Here is a 21,576-nt window from a genome sequence, read left to right as displayed (position 1 = left end):
TTGTCAGACTCATAGAATGAGAAGATTTTATGACTTTCGTTTGAATTTACATGAAATATGAATCTATATATTAAGTTCTGTGGAGGAAATCTGCAGGGCTTTTCTTTTGTCCAAAGGAATGAGCAGACGTCATCCAAAAATATGGGAACTTTGATAACTGAATCCTTTACTCCATAAATGGTAGAGGGTATGCTCTTTGTATCTAGCTAATTATTTAAAAGCTTTGCAATTCTGTAGTTGGGGAGGGGTCCTGTGTCTATTAAATTATTGATGCATAAAAACGTTGAAGAGTTTCTCCAAGTGAAAAATTGGATGACGCCGAATCCTACTTGTATTCGATTGGGTCAGACATTTAAAGAGGCGAGTGAGATGATCGTTAAGCTTCGGGTGGATGTTTTACCAGTTGTCGATGAAAAGGAGAAGCTGGTTGGCATGTTGACGGTAAGAAAATTGCTTTCTCATTTTACTCAAGGAAATCATGGTGAAGCATTGATTAGTAGTATCACACAACGGAATTTTGCAACAGTCCGTCCAAACGAATCCATTTTACATGTTTATACGTTGCCTCATGATCAGTTGGTAGTTGTGGATGATCAAGAAAAAGTGGTGGGCATTTTAACACTAAGAGATATGATGGATGGCATCTCCAAGTTCATTCATAAGCTAGAACAGAGAGAAAATACAGCCGATGTTTTGTCGGTTATTTTAGAGAGTGCCTATGAGGGGATCGCTGTCGTTGATGAATATGGGACTTTATTAGAATTTAACGACGCATATAGTCGCTTCACAGGAATTGAGAGAAAGGATGCTATCGGCCGTCACGTTACAGAAGTGATTGATAATACCAATCTTCACGTAACAGTCAAAACCGGGATTCCTGAGAGAGGGGTGATTCAAAATATTCAAGGACAGGATATGGTCGTTCACCGAATTCCCATTTGGAAAGAAGGCAAGGTCGCTGGAGCAATCGGGATGCTGATCTTTGAGGGTGTTACAGAAGTATATAAAATTTACGAATCCTTACAAAAGAGTCATATGGCTGAACATGTAGTAGACCGACCGTTGACCTTGAAATTGGAAGAAGACAGCCGAATGACGCTGGACCAGATTTTAGGGGTGAGCGAGGAAATCACGGATGTCAAACGTGTAGCCCGTAGAGCAGCGAGAACAGCTGCGTCTGTATTGATTACCGGGGAGAGCGGTACAGGGAAAGAGATGTTCGCGAAAAGTATCCACCATTTAAGTCCTTTTGCAAAAGGTCCGTTTATTAGTGTCAATTGTGGGGCGATTCCAGAGGCATTGTTTGAGTCCGAGTTATTCGGCTATGAAGAAGGAGCATTTACCGGGGCTAAAAAGGGAGGCAAGCCAGGGAAGTTCGAGCTGGCTCATAATGGAACCCTTTTTTTGGACGAGATTGGCGAGATGCCGTTAATTATGCAGACAAAATTGCTGCGTGTCCTTCAGGAAAAAGAAGCAGAACGAGTCGGTGGGGTAAAGAAATATCAAATAGAGGCAAGAATTATTGCAGCGACAAACCGAAATCTTAAAGACATGGTAAAGCGAGGAGAATTTCGCGAAGATCTCTATTACCGACTCGATATTATCCAACTCCATATTCCACCACTTCGAGAGCGAAAAAAAGACATTCCGATTCTGCTTTCCTACTATGTAAAAAAAGTGTGTGAAACCTATCATACGCCTATCAAAACCTTTACTGCAGAAGCTGTTTCTTGCTTTATTCAATACGAATGGAAGGGAAATATCCGTGAACTGGTTAATACGATTGAACGATTAGTTACTCTTATGGACGGATCAACCATTGAAATTTATCATCTGCCTGAATCTATGAAAATAAAAGACTATGGCCTTACATCTGAAAGGGTACTGACAATCCCTAATCAACCGTCCTTCATTCAAGAAGCTAAGAAAATAGGGGATGAAAAGGAAAAAGAGCTGATCCTTCAGATTTTAAAAGAAACTGGTGGGAACAGGGCAAAGGCAGCCAAGCTCTTAGGCATTCATCGGACGACTCTTTATCAGAAATTAAAAAAGTATCAGATCCAATAATCGATGATATGTAGCGGTATCACTACATATAATCTACACGTGTCGTGTTATGCCTACACAAACAGATTGTTCATTGCTGATATACTGCATTTCAAAACTTGGCATACTTCTTGCATAGTATCTATGTATAACAACAAAAGGAGGGGTTCAAGTGGAGGGATTTGCAATATTTAGAACGCCACAAACGATGATTTATGGAAGACAATCTGTCGAGAAAGTGGGCGAGGAAGCGGCATTACGAGGTAAGAAAGCGCTTGTTATCAGCGATCAGGTAATGGAGGGCATCGGATATGTCCGTCAATGTTGTCAGTATCTCGAAGATTCTGGAGTTGAACATGCCATTTACCTCGGCGTAGCTTCAGAGCCTACTGATCAATATGTGTCAGAATCACTTGAGGTTTTTGAAAAAGAGTCATGTGATCTGATCATTTCCCTCGGTGGTGGAAGCTGTATCGATACAGCCAAAGCGATTGCCGTACTTGCAACGAATGGCGGCTATATTGGTGAATATATGGGGGGCAGAAAAATAGCGGATCATGCGCCAATTCCGCATATTTCCATTCCTACGACCGCTGGAACCGGTTCAGAAGCGACAGATGTTACCGTTATTACAAACACGACGGATGATGTAAAAATGATGATTAAGCAGCCGGCCTTTATGCCTTTAGTCGCGATTGTCGATCCGCTGCTGTCCGTATCATCTCCACCACATATAACAGCTGCAACAGGTGTGGATGCTTTAAGTCATGCAATTGAGGCCTATTTGTCCAAGCAGTCACATCCGATGACAGACATGATGGCATTGTCGGCGATGAAATGGATTGTGGAAAATATTGAAAACGCATACAATGATGGCGAGAACATTGATGCCCGTGAAGCGATGTCATTAGGAGCCCTACAAGCAGGAATCGCTTTCTCGAATGCTTCCGTTTGTTTAGTTCATGGCATGTCAAGACCAATTGGAGCGTTGTTCCATGTTCCTCATGGATATTCAAATGCGATGCTATTGCCAGCCGTATTGGAATTCAGCAAGGAAGCTTGTATCGAGAGGCTGGCGGATTTGGGAAGAATTTTTCATGATAAAAATGAAAACCTTTCCAATGAAGAGGCTGCTGAAGTTGCGATAAGGTCTGTCAAGGCACTTTGCCTCACGTTAAACATCCCAAATCTCAAACAATGGGGAATTGATGAAGGAGCGTTTAATCAGGCCGTTCAGAAAATGACAAAGGACGCGATTGCGAGCGGTAGCCCGGCTAATAACCCAAGAGTACCAACCGAACAAGAGTTAACAGAGCTGTATCACACTTGCTATCGGTATCAGTTTGCGACGGAAGAGAAGGTACAGTGACGAATGTAAGGGCTGGGAAAAGGGGGAATTAGTATGATCGGGATGATTGGATTGATTGCTTCACTCGGGCTATTAATCAATTTAACAATGAGAGGCATCAATATTATTATTGCTGCTATTATCAGCTCCGTATTAGTGGCGGTAACAGGCGCCTAAATTTAGAAACCGCCATGACAGAACATTATATGACAGGATTTACAGGATACTTTGCCTCTTGGTTTTTAATTTTTTTACTAGGAGCGATATTCGGAAAAATCATGCAAGCAACGAAAGCGGCTGATAGTATAGCGAACTGGGTAAAGAATACCCTAAGTCCCTCTCGTGCGGTATTTGCTGTCGTTGCGGCAGCTGCCATTATGACGTTTGGTGGTGTGAGCCTGTTTGTTGTCGGTTTTGCTGTTTATCCGATCGCCGTTTCGTTATTTAGAGTATCGAATTTACAGCATCGCTTTATACCGGTTGCTTTAGTATTTGGTTCGATCTCTTTTACGATGACAGCACCAGGTTCACCTGAAATTCAAAATTTAATCCCGACTGAATTTTTTGGCACAAAACCGACTGCAGGAGGCATAATCGGCGTCTTAATGGCATTACTTATTATGATCGTTGGTGGGTGGATGCTAGGCAGAATGGTGAAGAAAGCCGTTCAAAATGGCGAGACTTTTTCATTGCCGAATAGTGATTCTTCGAAAACGGAAGGTGAAACAGCGGCAGGTCTTGCAGTAGAATCAGAGCCAAAACCAAAGCCAGAAGCAAATACATACCCCCATATTATTTTCGCTGTCTTACCTTTGGTCCTGGTGATTGTGATGTTGAATACCGTTGCCAACTTTACTTCATCAACAGGGGCTGCATTAATTTCCCTTGCAAGCGGAATTCTTTTGGCTTGTATTTTAATGATCAAGTTTTTAAAAGATTTCTGGGAAGCTCTAGCAAAAGGAGCCCAGGATGCGCTAGTAGCAGCGGCGAATACATGTGCCGTTGTTGGGTTTGGCAGTGTTGCGGCACATGTAGCCGCTTTTGATACGGTTATTGATACGCTCGTGAATATCCCTGGTCCTCCTTTACTGGGATTAGCAATTGGAGTAACAATGATTTGTGGTATTACCGGTTCGGCTTCAGGCGGCCTTGGGATTGCCTTACCCATTTTGTCCCCAATCTATATGGCGCAGGGTCTGGACCCAGGAGCGATGCACAGAATTTCTGCGCTAGCATCTGGTGGATTGGATTCACTGCCACATAATGGGTATGTTGTTACAACAATCCGAGCGATATGTGGCGAAACACATAAGCGCTCATATGGACCGATTTTTCTGCTAAGTGTCGTTTTGCCAACGGCTGTATTATTGCTGGCGGTTATCCTTTATTCCATTTTTTAATAGAATTCTAAATTTGAGAGGAGATTTAACATGACAACAACAATAACGAATGTATTAAAAAACTATATAAACGGTGAATGGGTAGAAGCGAAAACAAATCAATATCAAACGGTACCGAATCCAGCAACAGGAGAAGAATTAGCGCAAGTACCGATTTCGTCCAAAGAAGATGTAGAAGCGGCAGTAAAAGTTGCTAAAGAAGCATTTAAAATGTGGAGTAAAACACCTGTGCCAAAGCGCGCCCGGATTTTATTTAAATATCAGCAATTATTAGTAGATAACTGGGAAGATCTAGCGAAATTGATTACGCAAGAAAATGGAAAAAGCTACAAAGAAGCATACGGCGAAGTACTACGTGGGATTGAATGTGTCGAGTTTGCTGCTGGTGCTCCTTCATTAATGATGGGAAAACAGCTTCCAGACATTGCATCAAACATCGAGTCAGGCATGTATCGTTATCCAGTTGGAGTAATCGGCGGGATTACCCCATTTAATTTCCCAATGATGGTTCCGTGCTGGATGTTCCCACTTGCGATTGCAGTCGGCAATACATTTGTCCTTAAGCCTTCAGAAAGAACGCCACTGTTAGCCAATCGTCTGGCAGAGCTGTTTAAAGAAGCAGGACTACCGGATGGTGTCTTGAATATCGTTCATGGTGCACATGATGTAGTAAATGGCCTTCTTGAACATAAAGACGTACCAGCGATTTCATTCGTTGGCTCTCAACCTGTAGCAGAGTATGTCTATAAAACTGCTTCTGCGCATGGTAAACGTGTTCAGGCATTAGCAGGTGCCAAAAACCATTCCATCGTTATGCCTGGTGCTGACTTAGACGTGGCTGTGAAAGAGATTATCGGAGCGGCTTATGGTTCAGCTGGGGAAAGATGTATGGCTTGTTCTGTTGTCGTTGCGGTAGATGAAGTCGTAGAACCTCTAATCAAAAGGCTAACAGAAGCAGCAGACGAAATTAAGATTGGTAATGGACTAGAAGAAGATGTCTTCTTAGGACCGGTCATTCGCAAGGAACATAAAGAACGAACTGCCGGTTATATCGAGAGTGGGGTCGAAGAAGGGGCCGTCCTCATTCGAGATGGCCGTAAAGATGAATCGTATCATGAAAGTGGCTACTTCATTGGACCTACTATTTTTGATCAAGTAACAACATCGATGAAAATTTGGAAGGATGAGATCTTCGCTCCTGTTCTTTCGATTGTAAGAGTTAAAAGTTTAGAAGAAGCCATTGAATTAACGAACCAATCTGATTTTGGCAATGGTGCATGCCTATTTACCCAAAACGGCAGTGATGTCCGCTATTTCAGAGAAAATATCGAAGTGGGGATGCTCGGTGTCAATGTCGGTGTTCCAGCACCAATGGCCTTCTTCCCATTCTCAGGTTGGAAAAACTCCTTCTATGGCGATTTGCATGCAAATGGATCTGATGGAGTCGAATTTTATACAAGACGAAAAATGCTAACATCACGTTGGTAATTTGGAAAGGTGTCAGGTGTTACCTAGAAATCAATTAGTGTAATTAGGGTGCCACAATTTCGAAATGTAGACAGTCAGGATGAAATATGACATCTGATGCAAATCTATCAACATCTATTGGAAAAGGTCAGAAAGCTAATTTTATAGCTTTTTGACTTTTTTGTTGTCCATATTTCTGGATGGTGCCCGGCATCTCCTTCTATTCCTTCGATAAGTTCTGAAAAATTTGAAGGAATGACAGGCACCTACTCTATACATATTATCAGGTCAAAAGGGGGGAAACAGATGGATAAGAGAAGACTCGAAAGAATGGAAGAAATGTTAGCTAATTTAATAACAATCACTGGTAATATGGATAAGAAAATTCAAGATTCAATGGATGCTACTAAAAAAGAATTACGTAATGGAAATGAGAAACACCATAATGAAATACTTGATCTGTTGAAAACTATGCAAAAGGCTCAAGACTATGTTTGGGGAAAGACCGTGTGCAATGAAAGGGAGCTCGCCAGAATTGAAAGTCAACTCCAACTATCTATACATGTATTCCTCTCATAAAATAACCTCTAATTCCTCGGTGCCAGGGACCGTCCAGAAATATAGAAAACGATTATATAGGTAGAGAGCGTTTCACTGGTGCTCTGTTTTTATAAGTGTCACTGGGATCAAGCCCTAAATTTGAACGAATAATGAAGTGTTAACGAAACCAATAAGTAAAGAAATGGTCCAATACCGTGATTTGTATTCGGCATATATGTCATTAGGAGGCTTTCAAAGATTTGTGAATTTCTTGGTAGGTATCATGGTTATCTGCCCTTGATGAAGGCGGTAGCTGAGTTGGGGTGTGTTTATCTGTCATTCTAGAAGGATCAGCTGAACGAGCACGAATTCAAGCAGGCGACATAATTCGGGGCTTGACCAAGCACTTATTTACCTTTTCTACAAGAATAACTACATTTCATCATTTGTAATATAATTGTAATGATGTTTTTGGCGAAAGATTGCTAAAATTGGGGTAAATCATTTGTTAAAAGGATGGGGAAAAATGAAGAAAACCATATTTACTATCTCGACAGCTGCCGTGATAGCCTCAATGGTCGCGCCGTCTGCATTTGCGGATTCATATACAGTCAAAAAGGGAGATAGTTTATATAAAATTGCCCAGGTTAAGAAAACGACTGTAGCTAATTTGAAAGAAATCAACAAGCTAGAATCCGATGCTATTTATGTGGACCAAGTTTTGTTAATTGATCACAAATCGACACCAAAAGATACTCAGTCTACATCACTCATAACCTTTAATAAAACGAATCCTACTATACATACTGTTGTTTCTGGAGATAGTCTAATAAAAATTGCGAACAAGTATGGAATTACACTTGGTGAATTGAAAAACTTAAATGCCTTGTCTTCTACAGTAATATATCCAGGAGATAAGATTATCATCTCAGAGACAAAGAATAGCACAGTTGTAGAATTGCCAAGTACAGAGACGAACAATACTCAAAATATACAATCTTATGCAGTGAAGAATGGAGATAGTCTTTGGAAGATCGCTAATAACAACGGTACTACTATATCCAACATAAAGACAATCAATAATCTTAGCTCCGACACAATTTACCCTGGACAAGTACTCCAACTTACAAAGTCTTCTGAAACGAGCAATGTTACTAAGCCAAGTAATGGTGTTTCTGATGTAAATGCTGTTAAACCAGCACAGCCCCAGGCTGGAAGTACAACATACACCGTAAAAGCCGGGGACACTCTATCTAAGATTGCTTCTCAATTCGGAATGACTGTTAATCAATTAATAACCGCTAATCAACTAAATACAGATACTATTTATATTGGTCAATCTTTAGTTACGAAAAATAGTACATCAGCTTCTGAATCTCAACAAGTAGCTGACCCTAGTAGTGATGTAACAAATCAGCAAGTATCGGCATTAATTGACATAGCGAAGAAACAACTCGGAACCCCTTATGTATGGGCAGGATCATCACCAGGTGGTTTCGATTGCAGTGGTTTCATCTATTATGTATTTAAAAAAGCTGGTTACCAGGTTCCAAGAGTCTCATCCTCTACTTATTTTGATATGGGCAAGAGTGTAAAAACACCACAACCAGGAGATTTAATATTCTTTGATACGACCACAAATAGTAAAGCGGTTATTTCACATATGGGAATCTACATTGGAAATAACGAATTTATCCATGCAAGTTCAAGTCAAGGTGTAACGATTACTTCTATTAATAATTCATACTTTAAAAATCGAATTATGGGATATAAGAGTTTGTAATACTATTATCTATTATAAATGTTAAAAATGAGGAGAGAGCGAAGAGTGGCTCCGCACTGTACTCATTTTTTTTGTTTGTTAGGAAAGTCTTATTGTATTAATAGGTTCCTAGAACCAAACATTTCTAAATCAAAAAAAGGCAAAATTAGTCCTCATTGGAACTAATTTTGCCTTTTTGGATTTAGGAAATTTTACTTAGAGAAGAAGGGGGAGGTTCTCTCATATCCCTTCTTATTCGAATTGACTTAAATATTCATCAACATTTTCTTTATTTACCATGTATAAGATGTCTTTGTGTTTTTTCGGGGCTTCTATGGCATCAATCATCATATCTCCAACGACCGGGTAATAATGAAACCAATCAAAGTAATAATCTAGATTCGTAGTAATAGGAGTCTCCCCTTGAAAGCTATAGACTTCCCCGAAAACGTTCACCATATCCTTGTACCATCTATCATAGGCTTGTTTTTGATCTTCATTAGACAAAACTAAATTTAGTCTTTTGGCTGGCGCAGGTTCGGTAAATACAACAAATTTTGTATCCGGATAAGCATTTCTTAATTCTAATAACTTATTTTTATAATCCTTATCATATACAAATGGAGTAGAAGCTTCTGCTTTAAAGCTCTTCTCGAATCGATCCCATAGAGCGGGAAGTCGATCATTTGAGTACGATGTTTGTGCAACAAGATCCCTCGTGTAACTTCTCGGGCCTGGATACTTGTTTTCCTTAGAAAATTTATAGTTATCTAAGGAATATTCTAATGTGCTATAAGAGAAAAGTGATGTGTACTTGTAGAAAGGCTCCTCAGATTTCTCAATATAAATGGAAGGATCTTGGTTCGTATTCTTTTCATTTTGATTATAAGAATTATAGTAAAGCTCCATATAAATCGTATCGAAATCTTTTTTATTTTTACTAGTCACGTAATCAATATAAGGGAGATATTCATCGATGTGCAGCGAGCTAAGGGAATAGTTAAATACCCGTTCATCCTCAAAGTTCTTTGCGTCCATATATGTGACACGGCTTGTTCCAATCATCAGGCTGTCATAATCAAACTTTCTACTGTTAATAAAATTCGTCTTCTGCTGTCTTTCATCAAACCCTACTTGATAATCGTTGTATTCGTTTTTGTGGGGGAAATTCCATAGGGGGTCAATCCAAAAATTGAACCCAGAAACTACGGAAACGGGCAATACAATGACGATCAATGTTGTGAGAAAGAAACGCTTCATCCATTGCTTTGAATTCAACTTGATCACACCTTATTAGAAATTAAAATATAGAAATTCACTATTTTTTTGCATATAGAAAATGCTGATCAATACAGCAATCAATAACAATTGGGAAGCTATGATATATCCCCATTTTGGCTTAAAGTTATCCAACCATTCAATAGAGTTCTTAGTTACAAAAGTTACCATCAATAACACTATAAGTGAGAAAACAATTACTTTAGGATTGTTTAATGTAATGGACCCTAGTTGAAAAGTAGCTGATTGTACAAAATGATATAACGGGTGAAATAAAAAGGTTTGGAGTTCGTTCCAATCTGGATGGAACATTTTCAATAAAATTGTGTTAGCTTGTTCTACATTTGATGCCCTGAAATATACCCATGCGATGTTTACAAATTGGAATGTAATAAACCAGGAAAACCAAAAAGGTAGAGTGATTTTTGTTTTACCCCATAATCTAACGACAATCGAAGCGAGGCCGTGTAGCACACCCCAAATGATAAAGGTCCACCCGGCACCATGCCAAAAGCCACTGATGAAGAAAATTAAAAATATATTAATATACGTTCGCGTGGAGCCTTTCCGATTCCCGCCTAAAGGAAGATAGATATATTTAGTGAGGAATCTACCTAGAGTCATATGCCATCTTTTCCAAAAATCCTGGATATTTCTAGCTTTATATGGTGAGTTAAAGTTAGCCGGCAATTTAATATTAAATAATAACGCTAATCCGATTGCCATATCGCAGTATCCACTAAAATCAAAATAGAGCTGCACTGTGTAGGAAAGGGAAGTAATCCAAGATTCAACAAAGGTTAAATTTTGATAATGTTGATACCCATCATTAGCCCAAATGGCTACTGTATCAGCAATTGCGACTTTCTTTGTTAACCCGATTATAAAAATTAAAATACCTACAGAGGTATTGTCCCAATTAACCTTTTTATTTCTCTCATCTTCGAACTGAGGGATGACTTCTTTGTGATGAACTATAGGCCCGGCGATAAGCTGCGGGAAAAAGGTTGCAAATAATGCAAAGGTAGAAAGCTTATAATCCTCGGTCTCACCACGATAAGTGTCAACCAAATATGCGATTTTTTGAAAGGTAATAAAACTAAGGCCTAATGGCAGGACTAAGTATAGAAAATTGAAATTTGTTCCTAAGACATAATTGGTATTACTAATAAAGAAATCTGCATATTTATAAAAACCTAGTAGTGAAACGTTAAACAGGATACCAAAGGTTAGTAGAATTTTCTTCTTGTTTTGTGGCCCCGTCCTAATAATTAACCAGCCTAAATAGTAGTTAAACAATATGGATCCCGAAATTAGAAATAAATATTTCGGATTAAAGTAACCATAAAAGAACAAGGAGGATAAAACCAACCAATAGATAGCTAAATTATTTTTCTTGAAGTAGTTCAATAAGAAATATCCACTAAACACAATAGGAAAGAATACGAAAATAAAAACAAATGAATTAAATAGCATGCAAATCACTCTCTTTTTTCTACATTTTTTCACATAATAAAATCAGTGATTATCCATTGTGCATCTCTTCTCTATAGAAAATTCAAATAGACTCGGTTGGAAATTCTAAAAGAGGAGAGCGTATGAAAGGTGCACTGCAGGTCTTCCAATAACTATTATTTCCTTTAAAGAAGCTTATCCCATTATACATTAAATCTCATAACACCTTACAATCTTTTTTGAAGGTAAATCTTAGAGAAATCCTATAGTTATTAGGCTTTTACAGTATCCAACGAGATTTCGGGGGAGGCTAAGTTCTCTTAGTGGTTATCATTTTAATGAGAGCTTACTTTTATACAAACTCGGGTAATGGAAATTTTTCTGTATTCTAACTTCGATGGGTGTGATATTTTTTTCTGTGGCTGATACTTCATGTACTTTTCAATTATGTGAATTTAAGGGGGGATGATAAAAAAACTTTCGATGAGTTTTTCGGCTGTAGTATCGGCATTGGGCTTGGTTGCTTGTGACTCAGGTAAAACGATAGTAAGTACCGATTAAGAATGGCCAAAGAAAAACGTAGAAAACAGGCAGAAGCCAATATTGAGTTTCCGCAAGAGGCTCATGAAATGTGGATAGATAAATTTGGACCTGTTTAAGGCCACTATTCAGCTAGGTTAAAGAATAGTAGGGATGGAGCTTCCGATCCAAACGGAGTTCAGGTGTATTTCAAAGGTAAAGACGGTACCGTTTTAGATACATATGACTTGTTTACGTCAGTTCCGGATATCCTACAGCCTGAAGAAAACGGATATGTAGTTACAACCGTGAACGTAGTTGGAGCAGACACTGAGAATTTTGATAAAGTTTCTTTAAGTCTTGATTTTTGCAACGACTAAAGCGGAAACTATAAATTAGATACAGCAAATATACAGGTAGTGTCGCTTTATCGAAGCTTTAGCTAACGGTTAGAGACAGTACTAACCATCAGTGGGACTGAAAGATCCCTCCACTGATGGAAGTTTCACTCACTTCTCAAAAAATGAATTCGCAAGCAAATGGAATCTTTCACGGTTATAATATTTTGAACAAAAAGAAAACATAAGACCTCGCCCTGTTGAAAGGAGTCTTATGTTTTGTTATTACTTACAAGATTTCAAATATGTTAATTCCTAAAAAATGATATTTTTACAAGTTTAGTTTTTAATAATATCTAATCAGTTCACTCGTTCTCTGTGCAGGTTTTTGTGTATTGTCTATCGTTAAAATATGACCAATTCCTTCTACATAATAAGAATAGTAGCCATCGTAGTTCTTAATTTCGATAACATTTTCAAAAGTCCCTGCAGGGGTAGTGATCGTCTTTGTAGTTGAGGTAACAACATAATAGTCTACATAGCCATTCCACTCAACATCACCAAAAGACCACTTTGTATCTAGTGTTAGCGGATAAGGTATTTCAAACCCAATTTCTGACTGCTGCCAACCCACAGCCATTCTATTAGGTTCATCAATGTATGCATAATAAATTCTTTCGCCATTTTCTGAATAGGCAGTCCAGTTATCAAACCCATAAGATTTACCTGTATATTTCCAAGTTTCTTTCCATGTGTTATTCCCTCTATTATGCTGATACTCATATGTCATTTTAGGATTCAATTTAAGCCCGTGGGCGATCGATCTAAATTGATTTCGATATTCTTCTATATCTTGTGTTTTAAATGAATCATTAAGGGCACGTGCTACAAAAGCAGAGAATTGAGCTCTTGTAACAATACTTTTAGGCTTAAATGTCTTATCAGGGTATCCAATAACAATTCTATTAGCAGCAAGTCTTGTTACATACTGGTGTGCCCAATAAGAAGCCGGAATATCGATAAACCCGACTTTACTTGTTCCTTTTAAGTTAAAAGCATTAGATATAGCCCGTGACATGGCTTCCCTTGTTATAAATTGTTCGGGATTGAATTTCTCTCCCTTTGGAAAAATCCCTTGATGAACAACTGTAGCAATTTCTTTAAATGCATGATGTTTAGAACTTACATCACTAAAATTTGGATTTGGATGTCCATTAAGATTTAGGTTTAATGCCCTAGTAAGCATAATAGCTACTTGAGCATTTGTGACATTATTATTAGGACGAAAAGTTCCGTCCTTATAGCCTACTATTATATTAGAATTTGCTAGATAAGAAATTTCATCCTTAGACCAAAAACTGTTTGGTACGTCTTTAAAAGATACTGGGGCTGCCTCGGTGTGAGCTGCATCCAAATTGAATACTATGAAGAGACTAATCAAAACTGAGCATAATTTTTTGTACATATATTATCCCTCTCTACATGATATTTAACCTTTTTATTGTATCATAAAATTGGATTATTTTTACCTTTTTGTATAAAAATCCATAAGATGATTTGTGTATCTTACTTCGATACAGTCTATGCGATTTCATCATTTCCAGGAAAATTGAAATACATATTATATTAAAGTTAATATTTTGTAAATTTAGGTATTCTTGATATTTTTGTAACGATCCGTATTATAATGGACATGCATGTAAAAAACATAAGGAGGATGAACATGAAAAGTATGAAAAGAAGTTTATCATTTTTACTAGCATTTGTTTTATTCTTATCTTCGTTTGGTATTCTTCACCCAGCATATGCTGCAGATGCAAAAACAACGATTACACTCTTGCATACGAATGATATACATTCAAAGGTGTTACCGGCAGATGGGGGAATGGGCTATGCGAAGCTCGCTGGTCTGATTAAGCAAGAAAAGGCAAAGAATCCAGATCATACGTTGACTTTTGATATTGGAGATACATTCCACGGAACTCCTTTTGCTACTATGGAAAAAGGAGAAAGTATTGCTAAGATTTTAAATCAAATTGGTTATGATGCTATGACGGTCGGTAACCACGACTTTAACTATGGGTATGAAAGATTACTTGAACTTGAAAAGAACGTGAATTTCCCAATTTTAGCTGCGAATATTTATAAAAAGGTTGATAATTCCAGCTTACTTGAATCAATGATGATTAAAACTGTGGGCGATATTAAAGTTGGAATCTTCGGACTTGCCACACCAGAAACTACATATAAAACAAACCCGAAAAATGTTGAGGGTCTTAATTTTGCTGATCCATCAAAAGAAGCGGCTAAGGCTGTAAAGAAATTAGAAGATGAAGGTGCAGATGTAATCATCGCATTAGCTCACTTAGGCGTAGATAAATCTAGCACAGATACTTCATATAAAATTGCAGAAGAAGTACCTGGAATTGATGTCATTCTAGATGGCCATAGCCATACTGTTTTTGAAAATGGTAAAGAAGCTGCCAATAACACATTAATTGCCAGCACAGGTGAATATTCAAATAATTTGGGTGTAGTTGAACTAACGTTTGAAGGTAAAGAGTTAAAAGACAAGACAGCTTCTCTAATTTCTAAGGAAACTGCAGCAAACACTCCTAATGATAAAGATGTGGAAAAGCTAATAGCTGATATTAAAGAAGGGCAAGGAGCGATTACATCAGTAAAAATTGGTATAGCTGAAACCAACCTTGATGGAAAACGTGAACAAGTACGTGCAGGTGAAACGAACCTAGGAAACCTGTTAACAGATGCTATGGTATCCATCTCTGGCGCTGATGCAGCAATCACAAATGGCGGTGGAATCCGAGAGTCCATTGCTGCGGGAGATATTACAGTAGGAGATGTTATAAGCGTTTTACCATTTGGGAATTTCCTTGTAACGAAGAAATTCACTGGTGCAGATATTAAAGCAGGGCTTGAACATGGCGCAGGCGATTATCCCAATGTAAAAGGTGCATTCCCACATGTATCAGGGATCACATTTGAAATCGATGTGAAAGCAGCTAAAGGGAATCGGATTAAAAACTTAACGATTGCAGGTGCCCCTGTAAATTTAACCAAAGAGTACACTATAGCTACAAATGACTTCATAGCAGTAGGTGGAGATGACTATACCATGTTTGCGAATGGTCCGCTTGTTGGTGACTATGGTGCCCTTGATGAAGTGTTAATTGACTACATTAAGAAAACTAGCCCAATTAAAAACGTTAAAGAGAACCGTATCGTTACTTACCTACCGTTCACGGATGTAAGTAAAGATGCGTGGGCGCATTCTTACATTGCGGATTTGTATGCAAAAGATTTAGTAAAAGGAACAACGGTTTCTACGTATTCACCATTGAAAAATCTTACACGTGCCCAATTTGCATCTATCCTAGTAAGAGCGTTTGATCTTAAAGCAACGAAGCAAGCACCGTTTACCGATCTATCTAATGTTGCTGAGACAACAAAGCAAGAAATCGCAGCAGCATACGAAAATGGACTTGTTAAAGGTGTAAATCCGGCAAAATTTGAACCGAACAAACCTGTTAGCCGCTCTCAAATGGCGTTGATAATTAAACGAGCATTTGATTGGAAAATGGAAAATGAGGAAAATATAGAGAAATTAAGTAAGCAAGCAGTATTTAAGGATATTAGTAAGTTAGATAAGGGAACACAATTAGCCATCAGTATGGCTTATGAATTAGAAATTATTCAAGGATATGGTGATGAGTACAAGCCATTTAGCCAGGCATCTCGTGAGCAAGCTGCCAAAGTAGTTTCTAAATTTTTGGCTCAAGTAAAGTAAAGATGCTAAACAAAGAGACCGACTCAAATGAGTCGGTCTCTTTGTCATTATTGTGCTGTGTTAATAATCGAGATCATTTTACCAAACTGGAAATCTCTCACTTGAACATTAAAAATCTTCATCTATCAATGGATGTATTTGTAGGTCCTCATAAGCATTGTAGTAAATTGGGCACGTGTGATTGATTCTAGCGGCCGAAAATAATCCTGCTTGGTAATGATCCCTCGTTCGGCCAAAAGCTGCACAGCTTGATAAATTTCTTCACCATTCTTAATGTCCTTAAATGGATAAGGCTGACCTGTAAATGTAAATCCATCTGGTTCGAGGGAGCGGGCTATAATCAATGCCATTTGTCCACGGGTCAACGGATTATTTGGCTTGAATGTACCATCTTTGTAGCCGTTAATCACCCCTTGGTTAAATGCGACCAGTAAAGACAAGTAATCCATTTTTAGACTTTTCGTTACATCACTAAAAGGGCTCTTCGAGGGACCTGACAATTCCCATTGAAAAAGACGATTTAACATCATCGTAGTATGCTTTCTTGTAATCGGACTGTTAGGCTGGAACTTCCCACTTTCATATCCATTTATAAGTCCTATTTCGGCACCCTTGATAATATCTAAATATGCCCAGTGGTTTGAATGAACATCGGAGAATGCTATTGTGTCCGTGATATCTGGATGTGAAACATTGATATAATTTGAATCTAGTATGTTCTCATTTTTATCCAAAATTAAAGAGAAGATTCTTGTATATTTTTTATTGGCATCGTATTCTGAAAAACTTATCGGATTACGTAAAGGTAGTGCAGGTGCTGCATATAATTCTGTTTCGTTAGCAAATACAAGAAGCTGCTTCCCTGCCAGAGTTGTACTAACTCCGAGAATTTGTTCTTTTAGTTTGTTAAGCGGTTGTCCATTATTTAAAGATAACCAACTAAGTGAACTCGTATCCATTGTCTGCATAGCGTTCTGAAGATTGAGTAATCCATAGCCAGTTTCAATATCGTATCCTTTAATACTCAAATCAGTAGCTGAATGGATTAAGGTGTTTCTTACTTTTATTGCGTCATAGTTTGGGTTGTTCAGCTTAATTAAAGCTGCTGCACCAGTTACAAATGGGGTAGCCATTGAAGTCCCGGTCATGTTGGAGTAACTGTTATTTAGAAAAGTACTATAAATCGCCTGTCCAGGTGCGCTAATATCGACCTCCCAACCGAAGTTTGAAGAGGGGACCTTTGTCATAGAAGGGGTTGTACTAGAAACAGCGATCACCCCATCATAGGAGGCGGGATATACTTTGTCGGTCAATATATTCCAATTACCTGCAGCAGAGATAATTAGTATGTTTTTTTGTACAGCTTCTGCAATTGTTTCCTTTAATATAGATGTCTCCCCTCTACCTGCAAGACTTAGATTAATGATTTCGGCACCAGCTTCTATTGCATCCTTTATTGCTAAAGCAATTTCAAAGTCGTCACCCATTCCACGCTTATTTAATACTTTAAGCGGGAGAATATCGACATCTGCATCTCCGAGTACTCCTGTTCCTCCCTTTTGGTTATTAGTACATGCAGCTAAAATCCCAGTTACATGTGTTCCATGGCCGAATAAATCTTCAGGCCATTTCAGATTTTCAACATAGTCCTTGCCAAGTGAATAGAGAATATTACTGCAAAAGTCTTCATGAATACTCACTCCAGAATCAATGACAGCAATCAATAAATGATTGACACCAGTTACTTCCAGAATAATAGGTTTTTTACTCCAAGTTTGTTTTGGTTCAATTTTCACTTGTATAGTATGTAGTGTTGTATCTTTCGGTAAAACGACATCCAACCTTTGTAATTCTCCTTCATTCTTCGTAATTAATTTTCCGGTTGAGTCATATACAGAAAGTGTCCATGGTCCTTCAATAAGTTCTAATTCAACACTTAGGCGAGAGAGTCTATCCTGACCGAGTTGAATGGAAAAATCGGTAGAAGAAAAGGGTGTTTTCTGATAAGTGAATTGTTCATTTCCGTTTGTGATCATTTTTCCAGCAACTAGATTTTGAACCGTATTGAAGGAGGAAAACACTTTATCGAAATGAATGCTCTTTAATCCCCATTGAAGAGAGTAAGAGGGATCATTTATGATTGAATCCGCAGCGCTGCTCTTTGGATAATTCGGTTCGATTTTTAATAATTGTTCTTTTATTTGCGGAAGTTCGCCCTCAAAGTATTGGGCTTTAATAATCCTGCCGTCTTGGTTTAAAATATGTTCCTGCTCGTTTGCAGCAAACCTATCGGCTCCTTCTATCGATTGAAAATATAAAATCCATTCCTTCTGTTCACCTGCTTCGGCTGACTCAGTAAATAATAGGAAAAACAAAATGAACAATGCACTAATTCTTGCAAGCAATCTGTCCAACTCCTTTGTTTCATTGAATTTGAATGAAATGCAAGTAGGAAAAAAGTAGTTATGCAAATCTATTAATCTAATACCGTCAAAATGAAAAAAGTTCCACAAGAATCGCGCCCTCATTAGTAAAAGGAGATTCTCATGGAACAATGTATTACCGTTTACTTATAAACTGGAAAATCAAAGTAGAGTGTATACGCATCTATTAAATCATATAATTTCTTGATATTGTTTACTTGTTTAACAGACCAACCGATATCGGTTGCGTATTGATGTGTTCCTGGATTTTGCGGGTTCCATCTCATTTTGTACAAGGTATCCTGCTTGTAAATAGGGTGGTTGACGTACATTTCTGAGATGAATTTCGCCCCACCAGTAATGGCTGCTTCAGGCGTGAACCAGCTGTTTTTATAAGCCGTTTCTGAACCGCATTGTAGCGGACATGCATCCAAAGCGCCGATCCCAAACATATTATAAACCATTTTTGGTGTCACAGGGATTCCATCTACACTGCTTACTAAAACGCCAGTAGAAAGATTTGAAGTTCCATTTCCTGTTTCTAATAAGGCGTGAGAGATAAGATACAGCTCATTAATATTATAGAGCTGACTTGCCTGAACAAAGGATGCTCCTTTGTCTTTTAGGATTCCTTTAGTAGAAAGAATCTTTTGGTTAATCTCTGTCGCGCTGATTCCTGCATTTTGGGAAAGAACCAGGAATTGGAAATATTCAGAGCTGATTTGTGAAAATTTATTAGGATCTAAATATTGTATGACATCTGTATCCTTCGCATTTTTCCACGGTCCGTATGTAATTTCATACCAATTGCCCTGTAAAGAGTTAATCTTAACTGTTGTGTTTTGTTTCAAACTGCCGACAATACGATAGTCTGTTCCAGCTCCATCACGAATATTAAGCGATGACGTGTTTACAACTCCTGTAGCCGGATATATTGTAATCGGGCTGGATACTGTTACGTAGTCTTTATGAACATACGCTTTGTTATTGCGGTACAAATCCGTTTGAGGGCTTTTTGTCATTTGAATATTTAATACTTCTTGCAATGTTTTTGTATATTGGGTTGTTTTAAAGATTGGTCCGACGATAACGGAAGACTTTTCCACATAGCCGATTCGATTACCGAGTGAAATCCTCCAATAAGACCCGCTTTCGTCAATAATCGGATATCTTTCGTCTTTCAAAATGGTCGCAAATTGTACCATCTTGCCGCTTGTGTTATCAAATACAGCTGTGTCCTCTCTAGTAATGAAATCCTTGTCACTATTTTTTAGGTTTGCTGTATTGAAATTCTTGGCTGCGGTACTCGTTGATGGTTTGGTAGGTTGAGCTAAAACATAAGCTATTCCGTTACCATACTTGACCTCATGCCAGTCTCCAGATTCTTTGATACGTTGATAAGTCTGACCTTTTTGTAATCTGGCCACAGGCTGCAGTGCGCCTGATGGATTATTATATATCCATACATCATCTTCATACACTTCGAAATATTGATCGGTCGTTTTAAAAGGTATCTTCGTATTGCTTTGGTGAACAAAGCCAATTCGTCCGCCAAAATCAATTTTATGCCAATTTCCCATCGTGCCGGTAATATTTACTTTAACACCCTTTGATAGTGTTCCAAATTTCACTAATGCGCCTGATGAATTATCAAACACATCTACAGCACTTATTGTTTCGAAGGCTGTTGAAGTAGTGACTGCAGTGTTTTTGTTTTTGATCGTTGCACCCGTGTCAGGAACAGTATTAACCTTTGCTACATAATATGGTTTATTGCCCAATTGAATTTTATGCCAATTTGCACCTAAATCACCTAATCTGCTAAACACTTGATTCTTCGGAAGTTCTGCAATTTGTACAAGACTTCCGGTGCTATTGTCATAGACAGGGGTATCCTTGATTGTAAGGAAAAATTTATCACTTGAACTAAAAGCTTCAGTTGCTTGATTACTATGGATAAAGCCTGCTCTTCCAGAAAAGTTCACTTTATACCAATTGCCCATTTTTCCTGTAATAGGGTATGAAACCCCACTGTTGATTACTCCCATTGGGACAAGTGCACCGCTTGAGTTATCCTGAACAACCGCATTTGTTTTCATTGTAATCATTCGCTCTGTTTCTGATTCTTTAACAGGATTCGGAAGCTCTGTTTTATTTCCTGGTACAGTCGAAGGAAGGTGTACATATCCGAATTTACTGCCAAATTTGATTTTATGCCAATTGGCACCGAGGGAAGAGTCTCTTTCATATGTCTGATTCTTCACAAGATACCCCATAGGTACTAAGCTGCCTGTGCTATTGTCGTATACAATTAATTGGTCAATATTGGGCTTAAAGTACTTGGTCGCAGCAGTAAAGCTTGGTGTTTCGTTTGCTGCTTGGAATTTGCTCACCGTCACATCGGAGTGTTTGTCAGTTTGCATTGTTCCCTTTTCTTCTATTTGTTCTACATGAGTCACTGATTCATCAGGAACCGATTCTACAGCCGGAGTTGTTACGGTTCTTTGTTCCTCTTCTATATCTGGTTCAGTTACAGTTCCTTGTTCCTCTTCTATAGCTGGTTCCGTTACAATTTCTTCTGTTCCATCTAATTGTGGATCTTCTTCTGAGATTGTAACGCTTGAATCCTTAGTGATTTTATATGACACAGATCCAATAGCTACCAAATAATAATCTGACTCCTCAGAAACTAGTGGAAATACAGAATCCTTTGGAAAAGCAGCTGCTCTTTCTTCTGCATTGATAGAAAATAATTCAATTGCGTTATTTGCTTTTACATATCTGATCGAACTTTCGTCAGTCACCTCTGGTGCATTGAGAGGTATATCGCCCTCTGCTTTCTCTAATGCGGTTTTTTTAATAGTGAAGGAATGTTCTCCGATGAAAAATGACACAAAATCATCATTGTCATCCATACCTGAGAATTGCGCTCCTTTAAAAAGAAGCCCAGCTTCATTTCCATCTTCCGAAATCACCACTGCTGAATCTGTGACAACTTTAAATAGAGAAGTAGTTGCAGAGTTTTCTGTTGTTGCCGCTTCAATCTGTAAGGGGCTCAAAATTGAAAAGATTAAGAGTGTACATAAAGTAAGTAGTAAACTTGCTTTTTTAATCATTTAATAATCTCCTTATGTTATTTTGTACCTACCCTGAATATCGACCAAAAATTGCAAATATGTAGTGGGAAATATT

At 38.2% G+C, this 21,576-nt stretch carries 12 protein-coding genes and 1 pseudogene; 8 read left to right on the top strand and 5 right to left on the bottom strand.

The genetic code is table 11. From position 1 onward, the window contains the following. Positions 1-270: 270 nt before the first annotated feature. The 6 genes and pseudogenes from JNUCC23_RS20915 (at position 271) to JNUCC23_RS20890 (ending at position 8,584) form a co-directional block, all read left to right on the top strand. Entirely contained in the window at positions 271-2,067 is a 1,797-nt protein-coding gene (locus JNUCC23_RS20915) for a sigma 54-interacting transcriptional regulator (protein ID WP_454216162.1), read from the top strand. A 151-nt stretch (positions 2,068-2,218) separates the two neighbouring features. Further along, positions 2,219-3,415, top strand: a complete 1,197-nt coding sequence (locus tag JNUCC23_RS20910) for an iron-containing alcohol dehydrogenase (RefSeq protein ID WP_454213383.1) — start codon at positions 2,219-2,221, stop codon at positions 3,413-3,415. 33 nt (positions 3,416-3,448) lie between these two features. Beyond that, positions 3,449-4,794, top strand: a pseudogene (locus JNUCC23_RS20905) (GntP family permease). 30 nt (positions 4,795-4,824) lie between these two features. Beyond that, a complete protein-coding gene (locus tag JNUCC23_RS20900) occupies positions 4,825-6,282 on the top strand; it encodes a CoA-acylating methylmalonate-semialdehyde dehydrogenase (RefSeq protein ID WP_454213381.1) in 1,458 nt (485 codons plus the stop codon). A 285-nt stretch (positions 6,283-6,567) separates the two neighbouring features. Continuing rightward, positions 6,568-6,840, top strand: a complete 273-nt coding sequence (locus JNUCC23_RS20895) for a hypothetical protein (RefSeq protein ID WP_454213379.1) — start codon at positions 6,568-6,570, stop codon at positions 6,838-6,840. 487 nt (positions 6,841-7,327) lie between these two features. Next, positions 7,328-8,584: a LysM peptidoglycan-binding domain-containing protein gene (locus tag JNUCC23_RS20890; protein WP_454213377.1), complete on the top strand. Its 1,257-nt coding sequence runs from the start codon at positions 7,328-7,330 to the stop codon at positions 8,582-8,584. Positions 8,585-8,815: 231 nt separating this feature from the next. On the opposite strand, the gene JNUCC23_RS20885 is transcribed toward JNUCC23_RS20890, so the two are convergent. After that, positions 8,816-9,841: a hypothetical protein gene (locus JNUCC23_RS20885; protein WP_454213376.1), complete on the bottom strand. Its 1,026-nt coding sequence runs from the start codon at positions 9,839-9,841 to the stop codon at positions 8,816-8,818. A gap of 15 nt (positions 9,842-9,856) precedes the next feature. Beyond that, a complete protein-coding gene (locus tag JNUCC23_RS20880) occupies positions 9,857-11,317 on the bottom strand; it encodes an MBOAT family O-acyltransferase (RefSeq protein ID WP_454213374.1) in 1,461 nt (486 codons plus the stop codon). A 701-nt stretch (positions 11,318-12,018) separates the two neighbouring features. On the opposite strand from JNUCC23_RS20880, the gene JNUCC23_RS20875 reads away from it, so the two are divergent. Continuing rightward, positions 12,019-12,195, top strand: a complete 177-nt coding sequence (locus JNUCC23_RS20875) for a hypothetical protein (protein ID WP_454213372.1) — start codon at positions 12,019-12,021, stop codon at positions 12,193-12,195. A gap of 304 nt (positions 12,196-12,499) precedes the next feature. On the opposite strand, the gene JNUCC23_RS20870 is transcribed toward JNUCC23_RS20875, so the two are convergent. Beyond that, positions 12,500-13,618, bottom strand: a complete 1,119-nt coding sequence (locus tag JNUCC23_RS20870) for an S-layer homology domain-containing protein (RefSeq protein WP_454213370.1) — start codon at positions 13,616-13,618, stop codon at positions 12,500-12,502. Between the two features lie 258 nt (positions 13,619-13,876). On the opposite strand from JNUCC23_RS20870, the gene JNUCC23_RS20865 reads away from it, so the two are divergent. Next, positions 13,877-15,961 (top strand): 5'-nucleotidase C-terminal domain-containing protein, encoded by a 2,085-nt coding sequence (locus JNUCC23_RS20865; RefSeq protein ID WP_454213368.1) that lies wholly within the window; start codon positions 13,877-13,879, stop codon positions 15,959-15,961. Between the two features lie 125 nt (positions 15,962-16,086). Here the strand turns inward: JNUCC23_RS20865 and JNUCC23_RS20860 are convergent, their stop codons facing one another. Both JNUCC23_RS20860 and JNUCC23_RS20855 read right to left on the bottom strand, forming a co-directional pair. Continuing rightward, on the bottom strand, positions 16,087-18,366 hold the full coding sequence (locus tag JNUCC23_RS20860) for a S8 family peptidase (RefSeq protein ID WP_454213366.1): 2,280 nt from the start codon (positions 18,364-18,366) through the stop codon (positions 16,087-16,089). A 161-nt stretch (positions 18,367-18,527) separates the two neighbouring features. Continuing rightward, positions 18,528-21,500, bottom strand: coding sequence for an SH3 domain-containing protein (locus JNUCC23_RS20855; protein ID WP_454213364.1), 2,973 nt, complete (start codon positions 21,498-21,500; stop codon positions 18,528-18,530). Positions 21,501-21,576 lie beyond the last annotated feature (76 nt).

The organism is Peribacillus sp. JNUCC 23, assembly GCF_053653995.1.
This window is presented reverse-complemented; position numbering and strand designations above follow the sequence as displayed.

What these genes read in the sequence shown, in the direction of transcription:
- JNUCC23_RS20895 (WP_454213379.1), top strand. Translation starts at nt 6,568, where the DNA reads ATGGATAAGAGAAGACTCGAAAGAATGGAAGAAATGTTAGCTAATTTA.
- JNUCC23_RS20900 (WP_454213381.1), top strand. Translation starts at nt 4,825, where the DNA reads ATGACAACAACAATAACGAATGTATTAAAAAACTATATAAACGGTGAA.
- JNUCC23_RS20880 (WP_454213374.1), bottom strand. Translation starts at nt 11,317, where the DNA reads ATGCTATTTAATTCATTTGTTTTTATTTTCGTATTCTTTCCTATTGTG.
- JNUCC23_RS20890 (WP_454213377.1), top strand. Translation starts at nt 7,328, where the DNA reads ATGAAGAAAACCATATTTACTATCTCGACAGCTGCCGTGATAGCCTCA.
- JNUCC23_RS20865 (WP_454213368.1), top strand. Translation starts at nt 13,877, where the DNA reads ATGAAAAGTATGAAAAGAAGTTTATCATTTTTACTAGCATTTGTTTTA.
- JNUCC23_RS20870 (WP_454213370.1), bottom strand. Translation starts at nt 13,618, where the DNA reads ATGTACAAAAAATTATGCTCAGTTTTGATTAGTCTCTTCATAGTATTC.
- JNUCC23_RS20855 (WP_454213364.1), bottom strand. Translation starts at nt 21,500, where the DNA reads ATGATTAAAAAAGCAAGTTTACTACTTACTTTATGTACACTCTTAATC.
- JNUCC23_RS20915 (WP_454216162.1), top strand. Translation starts at nt 271, where the DNA reads ATGCATAAAAACGTTGAAGAGTTTCTCCAAGTGAAAAATTGGATGACG.